Below are 14,879 nucleotides of genomic sequence, written 5' to 3'. Positions count from 1 at the left end.
AGAGACAAGCAACGCAGCTTGAGAGCAGCATCATGGATGCGACGTTGTTTCCAACAAGAGAGACGGCGCACGATGACGCCATTCTTTTACACGCTCTTCGCGAACGCCGCCGCAGTAGACAGCCTCCTTTGACCAACGACGCATGCAGCGTCCTCAGCGGCTCTAATCTTTGCTCGCCTTGCCACCGACGGATCGCCCGATCAGTCGCGGTGTGACGGCCTCACGCCACCATTGATGGGCAATTCACACGGGTCTGTTTTCAGGCCCGATCCGCTCGGACGGAGCTGCTGCGATCCTGCGACGCGGTGCGCGAGCGATACTGCACTACCCACTCCACCGACTGTGCAATGCCGCCGAACGGAAAGACATGCAGGCGGATGTCTCCATGCGCTTCAGTCAGTTGGCTGGCAAGGCGATCAACAAAGCGATCCGGCCCTGCGTTGCCGAATAACGTGCCAATTGAGATGCCATAGGTTGAGAGTACCGATGCGCACGCGCCGACCCCGCAGCTTGCGGCATAGCGTGCGAGTACGGCGACGCTGGCAGGACCGGGAACGCCCACACGCACTGGATGTGCAATGCCGTGCGCGCGCAGCGCTTCCACCCACGTCACCACCTTGTCCGCATCGAACCCGAATTGCGTCACGATCAAGGGCGCCATGCCGCGCTCTTCGATGCGGCGACACTTGCGTTCCAGGACGTCCCATTGTTCTGCCGTGCGCATGATCGGATGTCCTTCCGGGTGACCTGCTACGCCGATGGTGCGGATGCCCGAGCGCTCGAACACGCCGGTATCGATCAGCGACACGCTATCCGGAAAAGGTCCCATCGGAGTGGATGGATCCCCTGCGATCACCAGGCAGCGTGTCACGCCGGCGTCATCCACTGCGCGCTCGACGAATGCCTGCAGTTCCTTGAGCGAACCGATGCGGCGCGCGGAAAGGTGCGGAATGGGGTCGAACCCCAGCCTGCGCGCCCTCTGTGCTGCGGCCAGCCGTGCAGCGTCGTCCTGCCCTGGCAGGTAGGGAATGAACATGGCGGAGCCAGGCATGATGCGCGGCGCCGCCTTGGTCAGCGCGCCACTGTCCTTGACGCTGACCTCCAGCGAATAGGCGTCGGTGATGCTGCTGGCGAGGCTCGGCGTGTCGTTGGCAATCACGGCTGTTGCGGTCTTTTCATGATGATTGGTGCCTGGGCGCGGCTGCGTTGATCGAGTGGAAATAGCGCCTGAAATCAACGCGTGGGTCGCCGCTGAACTGGCAAAAAGCTCAGTCTTCCTGCTCGCCATCGCCATAGAACTTCACGCCGAGTTGAATGCGTTTGCGACCGCTGTCCACACGGTGCCGATTCGTGTCGCGCAGGGAATAGACGCAGCCGCAGTATTCCTGCTGATAGAAGTTTTCGCGCTTGCTGATCTCGATCATGCGCGAGGAACCACCGCCCTTGCGCCAGTTGTAGTCCCAGTACATCAGACCTGGATAGTTGGCCGCTGCGCGAATGCCGCAGTCGTTGATCTGCTGCATGTTTTTCCAGCGTGAGATGCCCAGCGAACTGGTGATCACCGGAAAGCCGTGCTCGTGCGCATACAGCGCAGTGCGTTCAAAGCGCATGTCAAAGCACATGGTGCAACGCACACCGCGCTCAGGTTCGTTTTCCATCCCGCGTGCCCGTTCGAACCAGTTGTCCCGATCGTAGTCTGCGTCGACGAAGGGCACGCCGAACTGTTCGGCAAAGCGCACGTTCTCATCCTTGCGCAATTCGTATTCCTTGCGCGGATGAATGTTGGGGTTGTAGAAAAAGATGGTGTAGTCGATGCCGGAGGCCAGCATCGCCTCCATGACTTCGCCAGAGCACGGCGCGCAGCAGGAATGCAGCAACACCTTGGCGTGGCCGGCAGGCAATGGAAGTGGCGTGCGTTCGGTGGTGGAGTTCATCACTTGGGTCCTCGCGTATAGGTGGTGGCGTTGGCTGGCGCGCGCGCCAGTTCGATGAAGGCGCGCAGGTAATCGATTGCGATATCCGTCTCGCGTGCGCCCAGGTAGATCTGTTTGGGGATGCCGCGCGCGCCCAGCCGGACCGGCACCACGTCCATTCTGGCGGCATATTCTTCGACCAGCCAGCGCGGCATGGCCGCCACGCCGCGGCCGCTGGCCACCATCTGCATCATGATGTCGGTGGTTTCGATCGCCTTGTGGCGCCGGGGCGTGACACCGGCCGGCAACAGGAACTGGCTGTAGATATCCAGGCGCTCAAGATCCACCGGGTAGCTGATCAGGACCTCGCGGGTCAGCTGCTGCGGCTTGACGTAGGCTGCCGACGCCAGCGGATGGCCCTTTGCCACGACGAGCACCTGCTCGTAGTCGAACACCGGCTCGAATGTGAGCCCTGGCTTGAACAGCGGGTCGGGCGTGACCAGCAGATCGATCTCGTAGCCGAACAGTGCGCCAATGCCGCCGAACTGGAATTTCTGTTTCACATCCACATCCACGTCCGGCCACGTGGCCAGATAGGGCGCTACCAGCTTGAGCAGCCACTGGTAGCAGGGATGGCATTCCATGCCGATGCGCAGCGCACCGCGCTCGCCCTGCGCGAACTGCCCCAGCCGCTCTTCGGCCAGATCCAGTTGCGGGAGTACCCGGTTTGCCACCGCCAGCAGATATTGCCCGGCCTGGGTCAGGCGCAGGCTGCGCCCCTCGCGCAGCCAGATATCGGTGCCCAACTGCTGCTCCAGCTTTTTCATGCTGTGGCTCAGCGCCGACTGGGTCAGATTCAGCACGCCTGCGGCCGCGGTCAGCGAGCCTTGCTGCTCGACCTGCTGGACGATGGTGAGATGGATGCGCTCAAGCATTCAAATGATCCGAATTCATGGATTGTTGAAATAACACCATTTTACTTCATTGAACGCGACCCCTAGTATCGGAGTCGTCGCTCAGTCGCTGCCGTGACAAGGGGCCCAGATCCAGACGTAAGTAATTGATCGGGTAGTAACTTTTTGGCGCACTGCACGACTTCCCCAACTGCTCAGGTTGACCAGCATGACTGTTAAAGCGCCTCACCCACTCCGCGTCGTTGCGGTCACCGGCGGGATGCAACGCCCCTCCAAGGCCGTGGCCTTGGCAGAGCACCTGCTGGATCTGATCGCCGATCAGGTGCCGTGCGAGCGCCATTTGGTCGAAATCGGGGCGTTGGCTCCACAATTCGCTGGTGCCGTGTGGCGCTCGCAGCTGCCCGGCACGATGGAGCAGGCGCTTTCACTGGTGGAGCAGGCAGACGTTCTGGTGGTGGCAACACCGGTCTACCGCGGTTCCTTCACCGGGCTGTTCAAGCATTTCTTCGATTTCATCGATCAGGACGCCTTGATCGATACACCTGTGCTGCTGGCCGCAACCGGTGGCAGCGACCGCCATGCGTTGATGATCGATCACCAACTCCGGCCGCTCTTCAGTTTCTTCCAGGCACGCACCTTGCCGCTGGGCGTCTACGCGACCGACCGGGATTTTCTGGAGTACCGCGTGCACAACGAGGCGCTGGCCGAGCGGGCCAGACTGGCGGTACAGCGGGCCTTGCCGCTGATCGAACTGACGCGGCATGCGCGGCCCATCACCGCACACGACGTGGCGGCGGCTTGAGGGCCAACGCAAGGTGGCCTGGCCGGCCACCGGGTCAGTCGGCAAGCGCTCACTGAGCCAGAGTCCAGGCGTCCATCCCGCCGGCATCTTCCGCTGCGCACAGGCATGCGCGCGCCCCATCGTAGAAACAAGGCATCGGTTCGCAATGACGCAAGAATTGAACTTCACCATCAAGAGCCTGCGGTTCGATGAGGATTATCGTCCCTCGGCCACGACGCGCAACACGACGAATTTCGCCAACCTGGCCAGAGGGCAGCGTCGTCAGGAAAATTTGCGTAACACGCTGGCGATGATCGACAACCGCTTCAACGATCTGGCGCATTGGGATAACGCCAAGCGCGACCGTTATACGGTGGAGCTGGAGATCATCTCCGTCGAAATGGGCATCGGCGACCGCGCGCCGGACGATGGCTTTCCGTTGATCGAGATATTGAAGCCCACCATCGTCGATCGGCAGACCGGTGCGCGGATCGATGGTATTGCAGGGAATAATTTTTCTTCCTACGTGCGCGACTACGATTTCAGCGTGCTGCTGCCAGCGCACAACCAGGACAGCTCCGGCTTCAATATCCCGGAAGATTTCGGCAACCTGCATGGCAAGCTGTTCCAGCACTTCGTGCACTCTGAGGCCTACACCGCGCGCTTCCAAAAGCCGCCGGTCATCTGCATCAGCGTCTCCACCAGCAGAACCTATCACCGCACCGGAAACCAGCACCCCATCCTGGGGATCGAATACAAGCAGGATGCGTTTTCGCTGACCGATCAGTATTTCGAAAAGATGGGCCTGCAGGTGCGCTACTTCATGCCGCCGAACAGCGTTGCCCCGTTGGCGTTTTACTTCTTCGGCGATTTGCTCGGGCACTACACCAACCTGGAGCTGATCGGCACCATCAGCACGATGGAGACGTTCCAGAAGATTTACCGGCCAGAAATCTACAACGCCAATTCTGCAGCAGGTGCGATCTATCAGCCGAGCCTGAAACATCAGGATTATTCGTCCACCCAGATCGTCTACGACCGGGAAGAGCGCAGCCAGCTCGCCGTGACGCAGGGCAAGTTCACCGAAGAACATTTCATCCGGCCCTACGGCAACCTTCTTCAGCAGTGGGCGTCCAGCCACGCTTCCTAATCAACCAGAACGCAAACCATTCCTCATCATGACAAAGCTGCTCCCCACCTCAACCGCCGGTAGCCTGCCCAAGCCGTCCTGGCTTGCGCAACCCGAAACGCTCTGGTCGCCCTGGAAATTGCAAGACGAGACACTGATCGAAGGCAAGCAGGACGCGTTGCGTTTGTCGCTGCAGGAACAGCAGCACGCCGGTATCGATATCGTGAGCGACGGCGAACAGACCCGCCAGCATTTCGTCACCACCTTCATCGAGCACCTCAGCGGCGTCGATTTCGAAAAGCGCGAGACGGTCAGGATTCGCGACCGTTATGATGCCAGTGTACCGACCGTGGTTGGTGCGGTGAGCCGGCCGACATCCGTGTTCGTGGACGATGCGAAATTTCTGCGCCAGCAAACCCGCCAGCCGATCAAGTGGGCGCTGCCGGGTCCCATGACGATGATCGACACGCTCTACGATGCGCACTACAAAAGCCGCGAAAAGCTGGCGTGGGAATTTGCCAAAATCCTGAATCAGGAAGCCAGGGAACTCGAAGCCGCCGGCGTGGACATCATCCAGTTCGACGAGCCCGCCTTCAATGTCTTCTTCGACGAGGTCAACGACTGGGGAGTTGCGACTCTTGAGCGCGCGGTCGAAGGACTCAAGTGCCAGACCGCCGTGCACATCTGCTACGGCTACGGCATCAAGGCCAATACCGACTGGAAGCAGACGCTGGGATCGGAGTGGCGCCAGTACGAAGAGTCGTTCCCCAAGCTGCAGACCTCCTCATTGGACATCATCTCGCTGGAGTGCCACAACTCGCACGTGCCGATCGATCTGATCGAACTCTTACGCGGCAAGAAGGTGATGGTCGGCGCCATCGATGTGGCGAGCACGACGATCGAAACACCGCAGGACGTGGCGCAGACGCTGCGAAAAGCGCTGCAGTTTGTCGATGCCGACAAGCTCTACCCCTCCACCAACTGCGGCATGGCACCGCTGGCCCGGCATGTCGCGCGCGGCAAACTCAGTGCGCTCAGTGCCGGTGCGCAGATCGTACGTGGAGAGCTGTCGGCTTAGAGCGGCTAACAAAACTACTACGCAGCCGCCAGGCGGGCGCGGCCGGTGCTCGGAATCCTCATGTACCACTTGTACACTGCGGTTCCTGCGCGCCGTCCACACCCGCCTGACGACTGCTCGCTACGTTTTGTTAGCCGCTCTTAGCGCTGCCGACACCGCGATTGCGCCAAGCGGCGGACGGGCAGGGCGGGTGCTTTGGAATCGGTATGTGCCACCCATTCACTTTGTCCAGATGATCGTCAGCGGATGTGCGCGGGCGTTGCACCGAGTGTGATCGCGCCATCGCTCTGCATGGCGCACCGCTGAAGGCCAGCGCATCTCACTGCAACCCGCATGACAGGCGCAAAGGCCTCAGCCGATGCGTGGACGGCTCCTGCGGGCGTGCAATGCGGTCAACAGCGGCACCAGCAACGAGGTCACGATCACCGAACTGGCCACCAGCGCGGTGGCCGCCGGTGCCGCCGGCGCGAACTGCGGCGCCATGCCTGCGATCAAGGCCGGAGTCGCTACAGCGGCGCCGGCCGTGCTGGAGGCGGCCACCCCGGCTGTGCCGTTGCCGCCGCCGATCCAGCGGTCGGCCAGCAGCAAGGGCAGCCCGGTAATCACGATGACCGCCACGCCCAGCAGGACCCCGCTCACGCCGGTGTGGACGATGGTCGACAGATCCAGCGTGTTGCCCAGTGCGAAGCCGAAGAAGGGCACCAGCGTGTGGGTCGCCTGCGCGAAGAACTGCCGCAATTCCGCGTCGAGGTTGCCGAGTGCAAAGCCGAGCAACAGCGGCAGCACCGCACCGACGAACAGATGTGGGTCGAACGTGGCCAGGCCGCTGGCTCCCAGGATCAGCATGGAGACCAACGGGCCGGATTCCAGCGACATCAGCACCACCGCACCCGCATCTTCGCTGCTGCCGTATTGCTGCATCAACGCGGCATACAGCCCGCCGTTGGTCATGTCCATCGCTGCCACCAGCGCCAGGACCGACAGCCCCGCCAGCGGCCCGCTTGCCACACCGGCAATGGGTAGCAGCGGAGCGCACAGGACCGCGACGAGCCAGGCCACCGCGATCTTGGTCAGCACCAGACTGCCCGACCGGCGTAGCACGCGGCCGGAGGCGCGCAGCTGGATGGTGGCCCCCATGCAGAAGAACCACACCGCCAGAATCGGGACGGTGCCGCTGATCAGGCCGTTGCTGAAAGACCCCAAGGTGCTGCCGGCCTGTGGCCAGAGCGTGTGGCACAGCGCCCCGAGCAACAGGGGGACCAGCATCATCCCGCCAGGAAGCCGCTCTACCGTGGTCTTGATACGCATGCACGATCCAGTGAGCGCGTAAGGCCGCGCGTGGCCGGCAGCATCGCGCAGGCGCTAACGCGCACGCAGATCCCGGCGCGAACGCATGCGGCCGTATGCGAATGCAGCGGCCACGGCCGCCGCAGCGGGCATGACCGGCGCTTGCCGATGTTGCTCAGTAATTGACCTGCAGTTGCAGCCGCAGCAAATCGCCTTCCACCACCGGATAGGGCGCTGCGCTGACGTCGGTGCGTTTCATCTTCGAATAAGCGAACACCAGTTCCAGCGCATCCATGGGCTGCCATTCGACACCGGCTTCCACTTCGTCCAGACGCATGCGCGGCGCATTGGTGTCGAACTTGGAACCGCCGCGGTAGGTTTGCCATTTCAGGTACGGCAGCAGCGTGCCGTAGTTGAAATCGTGCTTGAACATCGCCTGCACATAGCCACCGCTCAGCGAGCGGGTGCGGATGCGCCGCTGCGCCGCATCCAGTTCCGGGCCGCGCCCCACCGTCCACTCGGCCTGCAGGCCGAACGGCTGCGGGTAATAAATGACGTGCGCGGCCACGCGCTGGTCGGTATAGCCATTGGGGTCGGTGATGGCCGGGGTGAAGCTGCGGCCGCCGATATTCACTGCCGCCGCTGTCGGCACGAAGCGGCCGGCGTAGGCGTCGGCGCCCACTTCCAGATACTGGCCATTAGCGAACTTGAACGGGTAGGTCGCGTGCACCACCGCGTGCATGCTGTCGTTACGTTCGGGGCGGTTGGCGCCCTGGCCGTTGTACACGCCGACGCCGATCACGCCGTAGTCGCCCGAGCCCTTCAACCCGGACTTGACCAAGTCCTGGAAACGGCTCTTGGCCACGGTGGGGCTGTAGTAGAACACCGCACCGATATCGCGTTCGTCGCGCAGGCCGGAGTTGAGCGCGTCTGCACGGTCCAACGTGAGCCGGTTCTGGCTGGATTGCAGGTTCTCCCAGCCATACGGCATTTTCGACTGGCCAACACGCACCCGGTACTCGCGCTTCTTGTCGAAGTAGATATCGGCGTAGGCATCGCGCAGCTGCGCGAAGTTGGAAGTGGTGGAGCTGGTGGGCGTGCTTGCGAAATCCGGCTGGAAATACAGCGACACGTGCTCGTTGAGATCACCGCTGAGCACCAGGCGTGCACGCCGGATCCCCAGGCTCTGGTCGCTGCCGATAAAGCGGTCGCCCGGCGAACGCAGATCCTGCGCATCGCCGCCGATGCCTTGGTTGTAGCGGATCTGGGTGTAGCCGCGCAGGCTGAGTTTGTCGTACCACTTCTTGCCGGCGTCGCCGGACTTGGCTGGCGCTGGCGCCGCAACCGGAGCAGGAGCGGCCTGGGCGATGGCCGTGTCGGCGGGCGTGGCGGCACCCGGCGCGGGTGGCAGCGGTTGTGCGGGCGCTGCCGGCATCGCCGACGCCGGCAGCTTGCCGTTTTCGTCCACCTGCACGAACCTACCCAGCTTGTCGCGGCCCGGCGCGGGCTCGGCGAAGATCTGCTTGGTCTTGCGGTCCACGTAAAGCTCCAGCTCGGCGGCCAGCGTACTGCCGCTGGCGGTCGCGCTGAGGGCGCACAAGACGGTGGCGAGATTGCGTTTTTTCATTGGTCCGGCTCGTGCAAGGAAAACGGGTCGGCGGCTGCGTCGATCCGGCGCTGCCAGAGGGCGGCTGCACGGCGTTGAAGCGCCTGCGAGGGCGCCGGTCATCCTGACGTAGCGGCAATCCCAGCAGTTATATTTAGATTTGATGTCATTTTAGTGACATTAGTGGAGCCTGGTGGCGCCGGCCTTGTTTCACTGTCGTGTCGGAGCGATGGCAGTTATGCGACCGGCGTGAGGCGTGCCCAACTGCGCGTCGCTTAGCGCAAGTGGCCGAGCGGAGCTGCACGCGGGAGTGTGCGGTGGTGGCATGAGGGAGGTCCGGCAGGGGTCATCGGTGCCTTTGACGTTGTTGGTCGCCGATCGTTGCGCGGCATCAGGTGCTATGCGCGTCAGTGTGTAACGCGGCCATGAGGCACGCATGCGCCACCATTGAGCATCGGCCAGCATATGCAACGTGGCAGCGTTAGTGGCACAGCCACGCTCTCATGTGCTGCGCCGTAATGGGATGGCGCAGTGTGCGGGCTACCCAGGTGTCTGGAGCCATCAGTTAAGCAATACCGCGATGGCTCGATCGCCGCATCAGATGCCGGCCAACCGTGACACGCGCGGAACGTCATCAACGATGAGCGACTCACTGCGTGCCGAACGGCGCGGCAGCGCAGTGAGTGCCGCCGCGACTCAGCGCGCTGCGAGCGCCGCGGCCACTGCGTCGCGCAGCGGCGTGGTGGGCCGACCACTCAGCCGGCTGAGCGTGTGGCTGTCGTCGAACAGGTCGCCGCCGCGCGAGGCCGCCGAGCACTGCGCCAGCACCTGTGCGAAGCCAGCCGGCAGGCCGATCTGCACCAGCGCTGCGGCGTAATCGGCTTCCGGCAGGTCGTGATAGGCCACCGGCTTGCCCGACTGCCGCGCCACTTCGGCGGCGTACTCGGCCATCGTGAACGCGGTATCGCCGGCCAGTTCGTACACCTGCCCTGCCTGTGGGGCATCGGAGGCCAGGACCGCTGCAGCGGCCGCGGCATAGTCGGCGCGCGTAGCGGCACTGATCCTGCCCCCGCCAGCACTGCCGATCACCGCGCCGTGGGTGATTTCTGCGGCGATCGAGCCGGTGTAGTTCTCGGTGTACCAGCCGTTGCGCAGCAATACGTGCGGCACGCCGCTCTCGCGCAGCAGCGCCTCGGTGGCCACATGCTCGTCGGCCAGCGACAGCGTGCTGGTGTCGGCATGCAGGATGCTCGTGTACGCCAGCAGTTCCACTCCGGCACGCTTGGCAGCCTCGATCACATTGCGGTGCTGCGGCACGCGCTGGCCCACCGCATTGGACGACACCAGCAACACGCGGCCCACGCCTGCGAAGGCCGTGTCCAGGCTCTGCGGGTCCGCATAGTCGGCCTGACGTACCACGATGTCGCGTTTTGCGAACTCAGCAAGTGACGCGGTATCCCGGGCCGTTGCTACGATGCGGCTGGCAGGCACATGCCCAAGCAGCGCTTCGACAACCAACGCACCCAACTGCCCGCTGGCGCCGGTGACGAGAATCAGGGGGGATGCAGATGTCATGATGCGCTCCATTAAGTTTATTTAAGAGATTTGGTCTACTATCTAGACCTATTCGTCCGCCAGAATAGTGTCAGCGCCGCCCGGACCTCCGCAAGGAGGCAGTTTTTTTCCCCTTGGTTACCGTGAGATACCCCCATGAACGCGATTGCCCTGTTCCCGCCGCCGCCGTCTCTGGAAGGTCCCTTCGACGCCACCAAGTGCCCCGTGCGCGATGTGCTCGACCAGATTGGCGACAAGTGGACCCTGCTGATCCTGCTGACGCTGATCCCCGGCCCATCCCGTTTCAGCGCCATCCAGCGCGCCGTGCCGGACATCTCCAAGCGCATGCTGACCCAGACCCTGCGCAACCTCGAGCGCAACGGCATGATCACTCGCAAGGTCTACGCCACCAAGCCGCCAAGCGTGGAATACGCACTTTCCAAGCTGGGCATCGCGTTGCTCGGCCCGGTCTCCCAACTGCTCAACTGGGCGGGCGAACACCACGCCGACATCCGCGCCGCCCGCGAGCGCTTCGATCGCGCGCAACAGACGGTGGTCGCGCTGGATCGTGATGACGCGATGGCGTAGGCGCCGCACCACGTCACCGCGATTCAAGCCAATCCGGTAACGTGGTGCGGAGGGGCTCCGGCGTGCGCATCGGCTGTCGGCCCTGACCGCAGAATGCGCTCGCGGCGCCCTTGCTTACATATCTCTCGTGTGCGGCTTGACGCTTGAGTCAAGCCGCGCTGCGTCGTGCTGTCGGCTGGAATAATTGTCAGGGCGCCAGCCGGCGACGATACAACCTGAGTGCAGCCCAGCCAACGGCGCCGCCAGCGATGCCACCCCACATGATGCCATCTGTGAAGCGATAGCCAGCAAGATGTGCCACAACGGCACCGATGACCAAGCCGGAAAGCGAAAACCAGGCAACCATCCGACGGTCCGCCACGCCCTGGCCTTCCGCGGCACGCCGACGACGAATCTTTTCTTGCGCTTCCAGATCCGGCTGAAGTAGGGCCTGCGCAATTGCGTCTGCTTGTGACTTATCCATGCACTGAATCCTGAAAAGCGCCATGGCGCTTGAAGTACGCCGGCCCGCGAATGGGAGCCGGCTTGAATGAATGATTAGGCTGCGCCACTACTGCAACCCGGCGCCCGCTGGTCCTACAAGCGTTTCAATGCCCTCGTCCCGAATTGTCCGTAGCACCTCGTCCAAAGCGGCCCGGTCTGTAGCGAACAGATCATCCCAAACGGTAGACGTGTTGGATGCGTCAATAACTTCAAGTGTCCAAGCTGTGTCAGGCCCGCGATAAATCTCTACTTGAACTGTATGGCCGTTGGCGCTGATTGATCGGCAAAGTGGCGAGGTAATGAGTTGGTATTTTTGTTCCATGAGTGCCTCAGGTATTCATGTTTTTTAGCAGCCTAACAGCTGAGTTAAGCCGACCCGGAGTGGGGTGGCGACTGGATGCTAGCGTAGCGGAAAAGCACCCAGGCGGTGCCCCGATGCGGGTTTGGCTTGAATTGTTAGACGGCACCTACTTGCCCCAACGCCAACGCGGCGGCTCACCTTTGACCCAGCAGATGGCCACAAGAATTAGTAGAACTGCCCAGATATAAATCTGAAAAATTACGGGCTCAGCGGTCGGCGGGAAGATGAAGAACCCGGCAACTAGAAGAACGAACGCGATGCCATAAACAAGCCAGCCTTGCCAGACACTTGGCAGTCCCCAGCCCCATCCGTAAGTCTTGGCAGGAAACCAGTAAACCTTTTTGCTTGGCATGAAACTCTCCTGTGCCGCCTACGCCTGAGTTACGCCCAGCGGCGAAGCGGCTTCGGCTTGAATGAATTGTCAGGCCAGCGTCGCCGACCAAACTACTGCTTTATGGATCCGAGAACGCCAACAGCTACGCCCAAGATTGCCACGACAAGAAAAACCCAACTACCAATGGATTGATATTTGCAGTACTTCATGAGGACTTTGTTGAATTCCTCAGTAGAAAAAGTGTTTGGAACTAGTAGAGCTTTAAACCGGTTGTAGCGATCTTGAGAAACCAAGGCAAAAATAGCGGCTACGGCGCCGCCCAATAAATAACCTTTCTTTGAAAGAGAAAGCGATTCAATAGCGTAACAAGCAAGCAAGGAAAGCATAGTCATGACACTCACGGCAGCTAAAATACCGGCCAGCCAAAGTGCAGACCTGACCTGTCCTTTGTAATTATCCAATGTCGTACTCCAAGGGCCTAACGTAGAGCTAACCGGCGCTCAGCGGCTTCATCGCGAAGCGCCGGCGACCGAAGGGAGCGAGGTTGAGTACTATGTTAGGCATTTTCGATTTCTCGCTTAGCGCTTTGTGGGCTTAAGAACAATAAGCTGTTATCTTTTGGCTCGGCAGACCAAACGGCTGTAACTTTGTTTTTATAACAAGCCTCTTTCACTTCTACACCAAAATAGCGTTGAATTTTTCTCTTGCTTTCGTTGCTTGGAGGCACTCTGCGCCAATGATCAAAAAATGGCTTTTCACCTTCCGGATCATATTTTTTGTCTTTGGTTTTACACGCCCGGATAAGCTCTTTTATTTCTTCATCGGTTGGTGAGAGTGGCCGGGGTGAGGTGGCAATTTCTGCGAGGGCGGATTTCAGCTTTAAGAAAAAGGGGCGATTACTGTATTCCCCACTTTCGTTTTTTAGTGCGGCACTTATTTGTGTATAATCCTCATTGGGGATCATATTTGAGAGGGCTCCATTTGAGACATCTATCTGCCAACCTACATTCTTTTCTTTGATTCCTATGGTCAAGGTTTTTGAACGAGCAAAAAATACGCCCTTTACAGCAAGTGTTTCAAATTCGAAGTGGAATAGAAATGTTTCGTTCCGTTGGCTAGAGGCTTGTTGAAGAAGATCTTGAAGTATATTATCTATGTCCATGGCACTTTTATGCCTAACGTCTGAATTAAGCCGAGTTGCGAAGCGGGTTCGGCTTGAATGAATTGTTAGGTGTCGTCATGGTCAATTGACCCTGAGCACCTGTTGAAGTCTAACGAAATTCTCGAACGAAACACTAAATGGTTCGGTGTCAGGAACTCCCGGGAGTCCGTGGATGCGACTAATGACGACCATAAAAGAAAAATTTGTAATAACAAAACAGTTGCTTACGCATTGCATTAATGCATCTAGCGGAATGTCGCTCCCGATCTCTCCTTGCCCATCCCGGTAAAGAGCATGCACTGCGCGCCCACCATGCACGAAGCCGCAAAGCGGAGTCCAAGTGTTCTCAACCATCCTAGAAAACTTCAAAGCATCATTTGGTGCATCATCTAAGAAATCGTTGATGAATAACTCGACATGCTTTGCTAGCTCGACGGTTCCTATATTTTGCCACTTGTTGTTGTGATTTTTTTCTCTAATTCCAAGATCCTTGTTAAGGAAGTCTCTAACTTGTTCGTCCGTAGCAAGAAATCCAAGAAATACAGCCCTCAGAAAATTTTCGATTTGAGACCTGTGTAGCGCTAATGCAGGTGCCCCCATGTCAACAGGATTCGCTTCTAACAAGAAGAGCAGCCCACGGGCATGGTCAAATGCAGCGCGAAATAGCTGGAGAGCAACATAGTGGCGCTCCGTCCGTACTGGTGGAAGATTGCTTAAAAATGACAAAGCATCTTCATTGACCTTGCGCGCGCTAGCCGCCGACTCCCTCAATTGTTTCTCAGAGACAGGGTTTTCGTTATGCATGTGGACGAGCGCTTCGCGGATAGCCATGGTGAGGATACGTCCGTCAGACATCTCTTAGTAGCCTCACTAGGCACCTAACTTCTGAATTAAGCCGTGCTGCGAAGCGGCGTCGGCTTGAATGAACGTCAGGCTGCCCTGGCAGAAAGCCTTCGCCAAGACTGGCGAAGGCCCCCAAGATGGACGAGGCCGATCAGCTGGCAGATGGAAGAACTTACAAGCCAGAACGTCATGCTGTTTCCGGGGAAGTAAGCCATGATCGGCACGAATGCGATGCCCCGAACTAATGTAGATGGTCGTGATTGCGGCGAGGATGGTACGCCGTAACGGCAGTTTGCGAATACACCGGCACCGGAGAGGGCGTAAGCACTCCACCCAACAAGAACGCTGGCAATGACCAGGATAGCGACGGTGGGATACCAGTGGCCGGCAAAGTGTAGTTGTGCCATTTGCTCTCCGGCACCCAGGAGCCGAAACAGCGGGGCGCCCACGGCAAGGCACGCCAGATGCATCAGCGCTGCGACCCCGCTAAGGGTGGCGCCGACTACTAGACGTTTGTTGGTTGCACTGGCCATGTAGTTCCCGAGCGGGCTAACGTGTGAATTAAGCGAGTTGCGAAGCAACTTCGGCTTGAATGAGTTGTTAGGCAGTGAGTGGCCGCAACGGTTGGATGGTGCACCCCATGCTCCCCAGTACCGCCGCCTGGGCCGAGTGTGGCATAGCTTGCGGAATGGAGATTGACCAGCCATGCGGCGGCGCGTGATGCCACCGACGCCAAATGCAATGAGCGCAGCGCGCTCACAACATGCCAAGGCGAAGCACCGGGCTTACCGCAACCAATAACAGCAGTCACTGCTGCCCGGAGCAGACCGCATGCATGCCTGAGAA

15 protein-coding genes and 1 other RNA gene are annotated in these 14,879 nt (G+C 60.1%); 5 read left to right on the top strand and 11 right to left on the bottom strand.

Translation table 11 applies throughout. The annotated features are described in order from the left end of the window. Positions 1-259 precede the first annotated feature (259 nt). The 3 genes from XBLMG947_RS19280 to XBLMG947_RS19270 form a co-directional block, all read right to left on the bottom strand. The gene (locus tag XBLMG947_RS19280; RefSeq protein WP_065470177.1) at positions 260-1,159 is read right to left on the bottom strand and encodes a methylenetetrahydrofolate reductase; all 900 of its coding nucleotides are present in this window, start codon (positions 1,157-1,159) and stop codon (positions 260-262) included. A gap of 109 nt (positions 1,160-1,268) precedes the next feature. Beyond that, positions 1,269-1,934, bottom strand: a complete 666-nt coding sequence (locus XBLMG947_RS19275) for an epoxyqueuosine reductase QueH (protein ID WP_065470176.1) — start codon at positions 1,932-1,934, stop codon at positions 1,269-1,271. After that, on the bottom strand, positions 1,934-2,848 hold the full coding sequence (locus XBLMG947_RS19270; RefSeq protein WP_065470175.1) for a LysR family transcriptional regulator: 915 nt from the start codon (positions 2,846-2,848) through the stop codon (positions 1,934-1,936). Before XBLMG947_RS19270 ends, XBLMG947_RS19275 begins: the two co-directional genes overlap by 1 nt. A gap of 187 nt (positions 2,849-3,035) precedes the next feature. On the opposite strand from XBLMG947_RS19270, the gene msuE reads away from it, so the two are divergent. The 4 genes from msuE to XBLMG947_RS19250 all read left to right on the top strand — a co-directional run bounded on the left by msuE (position 3,036) and on the right by XBLMG947_RS19250 (position 5,951). Beyond that, positions 3,036-3,629 carry an FMN reductase gene (gene msuE, locus XBLMG947_RS19265; protein WP_065470174.1) on the top strand — a complete coding sequence of 198 codons (594 nt, stop codon included), beginning with the start codon at positions 3,036-3,038 and terminating at the stop codon, positions 3,627-3,629. Between the two features lie 145 nt (positions 3,630-3,774). Next, complete coding sequence (locus tag XBLMG947_RS19260) at positions 3,775-4,758, top strand: DUF1852 domain-containing protein (protein WP_065470173.1); 984 nt, start codon at positions 3,775-3,777, stop codon at positions 4,756-4,758. Positions 4,759-4,786: 28 nt separating this feature from the next. Further along, complete coding sequence (locus tag XBLMG947_RS19255; protein WP_065470172.1) at positions 4,787-5,815, top strand: methionine synthase; 1,029 nt, start codon at positions 4,787-4,789, stop codon at positions 5,813-5,815. Positions 5,816-5,875: 60 nt separating this feature from the next. Then, positions 5,876-5,951: non-coding RNA, sX9 sRNA (locus tag XBLMG947_RS19250), on the top strand. Between the two features lie 215 nt (positions 5,952-6,166). On the opposite strand, the gene kdgT is transcribed toward XBLMG947_RS19250, so the two are convergent. The 3 genes from kdgT to XBLMG947_RS19235 all read right to left on the bottom strand — a co-directional run bounded on the left by kdgT (position 6,167) and on the right by XBLMG947_RS19235 (position 10,283). Then, entirely contained in the window at positions 6,167-7,123 is a 957-nt protein-coding gene (gene kdgT, locus XBLMG947_RS19245) for a 2-keto-3-deoxygluconate transporter (RefSeq protein WP_065470171.1), read from the bottom strand. 154 nt (positions 7,124-7,277) lie between these two features. Continuing rightward, positions 7,278-8,729, bottom strand: a complete 1,452-nt coding sequence (locus XBLMG947_RS19240; RefSeq protein ID WP_065470170.1) for a porin — start codon at positions 8,727-8,729, stop codon at positions 7,278-7,280. 675 nt (positions 8,730-9,404) lie between these two features. Then, the gene (locus XBLMG947_RS19235) at positions 9,405-10,283 is read right to left on the bottom strand and encodes an SDR family oxidoreductase (RefSeq protein ID WP_065470180.1); all 879 of its coding nucleotides are present in this window, start codon (positions 10,281-10,283) and stop codon (positions 9,405-9,407) included. A gap of 135 nt (positions 10,284-10,418) precedes the next feature. Between XBLMG947_RS19235 and XBLMG947_RS19230 the strand changes: the two genes are divergently transcribed. After that, complete coding sequence (locus XBLMG947_RS19230; protein WP_065470169.1) at positions 10,419-10,850, top strand: winged helix-turn-helix transcriptional regulator; 432 nt, start codon at positions 10,419-10,421, stop codon at positions 10,848-10,850. Positions 10,851-11,037: 187 nt separating this feature from the next. Here XBLMG947_RS19230 and XBLMG947_RS19225 read toward each other — a convergent pair whose 3' ends face one another. The 5 genes from XBLMG947_RS19225 to XBLMG947_RS19220 all read right to left on the bottom strand — a co-directional run bounded on the left by XBLMG947_RS19225 (position 11,038) and on the right by XBLMG947_RS19220 (position 14,045). Further along, entirely contained in the window at positions 11,038-11,313 is a 276-nt protein-coding gene (locus XBLMG947_RS19225) for a hypothetical protein (RefSeq protein ID WP_065470168.1), read from the bottom strand. Between the two features lie 487 nt (positions 11,314-11,800). Then, the gene (locus tag XBLMG947_RS22045; RefSeq protein ID WP_083993274.1) at positions 11,801-12,046 is read right to left on the bottom strand and encodes a hypothetical protein; all 246 of its coding nucleotides are present in this window, start codon (positions 12,044-12,046) and stop codon (positions 11,801-11,803) included. A gap of 92 nt (positions 12,047-12,138) precedes the next feature. Next, complete coding sequence (locus tag XBLMG947_RS22040; RefSeq protein ID WP_083993273.1) at positions 12,139-12,489, bottom strand: hypothetical protein; 351 nt, start codon at positions 12,487-12,489, stop codon at positions 12,139-12,141. A gap of 95 nt (positions 12,490-12,584) precedes the next feature. Beyond that, a complete protein-coding gene (locus XBLMG947_RS22945) occupies positions 12,585-13,190 on the bottom strand; it encodes a hypothetical protein (protein ID WP_139074438.1) in 606 nt (201 codons plus the stop codon). A gap of 81 nt (positions 13,191-13,271) precedes the next feature. Continuing rightward, complete coding sequence (locus XBLMG947_RS19220) at positions 13,272-14,045, bottom strand: DUF6988 family protein (RefSeq protein ID WP_065470167.1); 774 nt, start codon at positions 14,043-14,045, stop codon at positions 13,272-13,274. Between the last annotated feature and the right edge of the window lie 834 nt (positions 14,046-14,879).

It is taken from the genome of Xanthomonas bromi (assembly GCF_900092025.1).
Lineage (GTDB): Bacteria > Pseudomonadota > Gammaproteobacteria > Xanthomonadales > Xanthomonadaceae > Xanthomonas > Xanthomonas bromi.
The sequence above is the reverse complement of the archived record's forward strand: the minus strand, read 5'-3'. Positions and strand labels throughout refer to the sequence as shown.

Excerpts from the sequence above, each read along its gene's own strand:
- msuE (WP_065470174.1), top strand. The coding sequence starts at position 3,036 with ATGACTGTTAAAGCGCCTCACCCACTCCGCGTCGTTGCGGTCACCGGC.
- XBLMG947_RS19225 (WP_065470168.1), bottom strand. The coding sequence starts at position 11,313 with ATGGATAAGTCACAAGCAGACGCAATTGCGCAGGCCCTACTTCAGCCG.
- XBLMG947_RS22045 (WP_083993274.1), bottom strand. The coding sequence starts at position 12,046 with ATGCCAAGCAAAAAGGTTTACTGGTTTCCTGCCAAGACTTACGGATGG.
- XBLMG947_RS19255 (WP_065470172.1), top strand. The coding sequence starts at position 4,787 with ATGACAAAGCTGCTCCCCACCTCAACCGCCGGTAGCCTGCCCAAGCCG.
- XBLMG947_RS19220 (WP_065470167.1), bottom strand. The coding sequence starts at position 14,045 with ATGTCTGACGGACGTATCCTCACCATGGCTATCCGCGAAGCGCTCGTC.
- XBLMG947_RS19275 (WP_065470176.1), bottom strand. The coding sequence starts at position 1,934 with ATGAACTCCACCACCGAACGCACGCCACTTCCATTGCCTGCCGGCCAC.
- kdgT (WP_065470171.1), bottom strand. The coding sequence starts at position 7,123 with ATGCGTATCAAGACCACGGTAGAGCGGCTTCCTGGCGGGATGATGCTG.
- XBLMG947_RS19230 (WP_065470169.1), top strand. The coding sequence starts at position 10,419 with ATGAACGCGATTGCCCTGTTCCCGCCGCCGCCGTCTCTGGAAGGTCCC.
- XBLMG947_RS19260 (WP_065470173.1), top strand. The coding sequence starts at position 3,775 with ATGACGCAAGAATTGAACTTCACCATCAAGAGCCTGCGGTTCGATGAG.
- XBLMG947_RS19235 (WP_065470180.1), bottom strand. The coding sequence starts at position 10,283 with ATGACATCTGCATCCCCCCTGATTCTCGTCACCGGCGCCAGCGGGCAG.
- XBLMG947_RS19270 (WP_065470175.1), bottom strand. The coding sequence starts at position 2,848 with ATGCTTGAGCGCATCCATCTCACCATCGTCCAGCAGGTCGAGCAGCAA.
- XBLMG947_RS22945 (WP_139074438.1), bottom strand. The coding sequence starts at position 13,190 with ATGGACATAGATAATATACTTCAAGATCTTCTTCAACAAGCCTCTAGC.
- XBLMG947_RS19240 (WP_065470170.1), bottom strand. The coding sequence starts at position 8,729 with ATGAAAAAACGCAATCTCGCCACCGTCTTGTGCGCCCTCAGCGCGACC.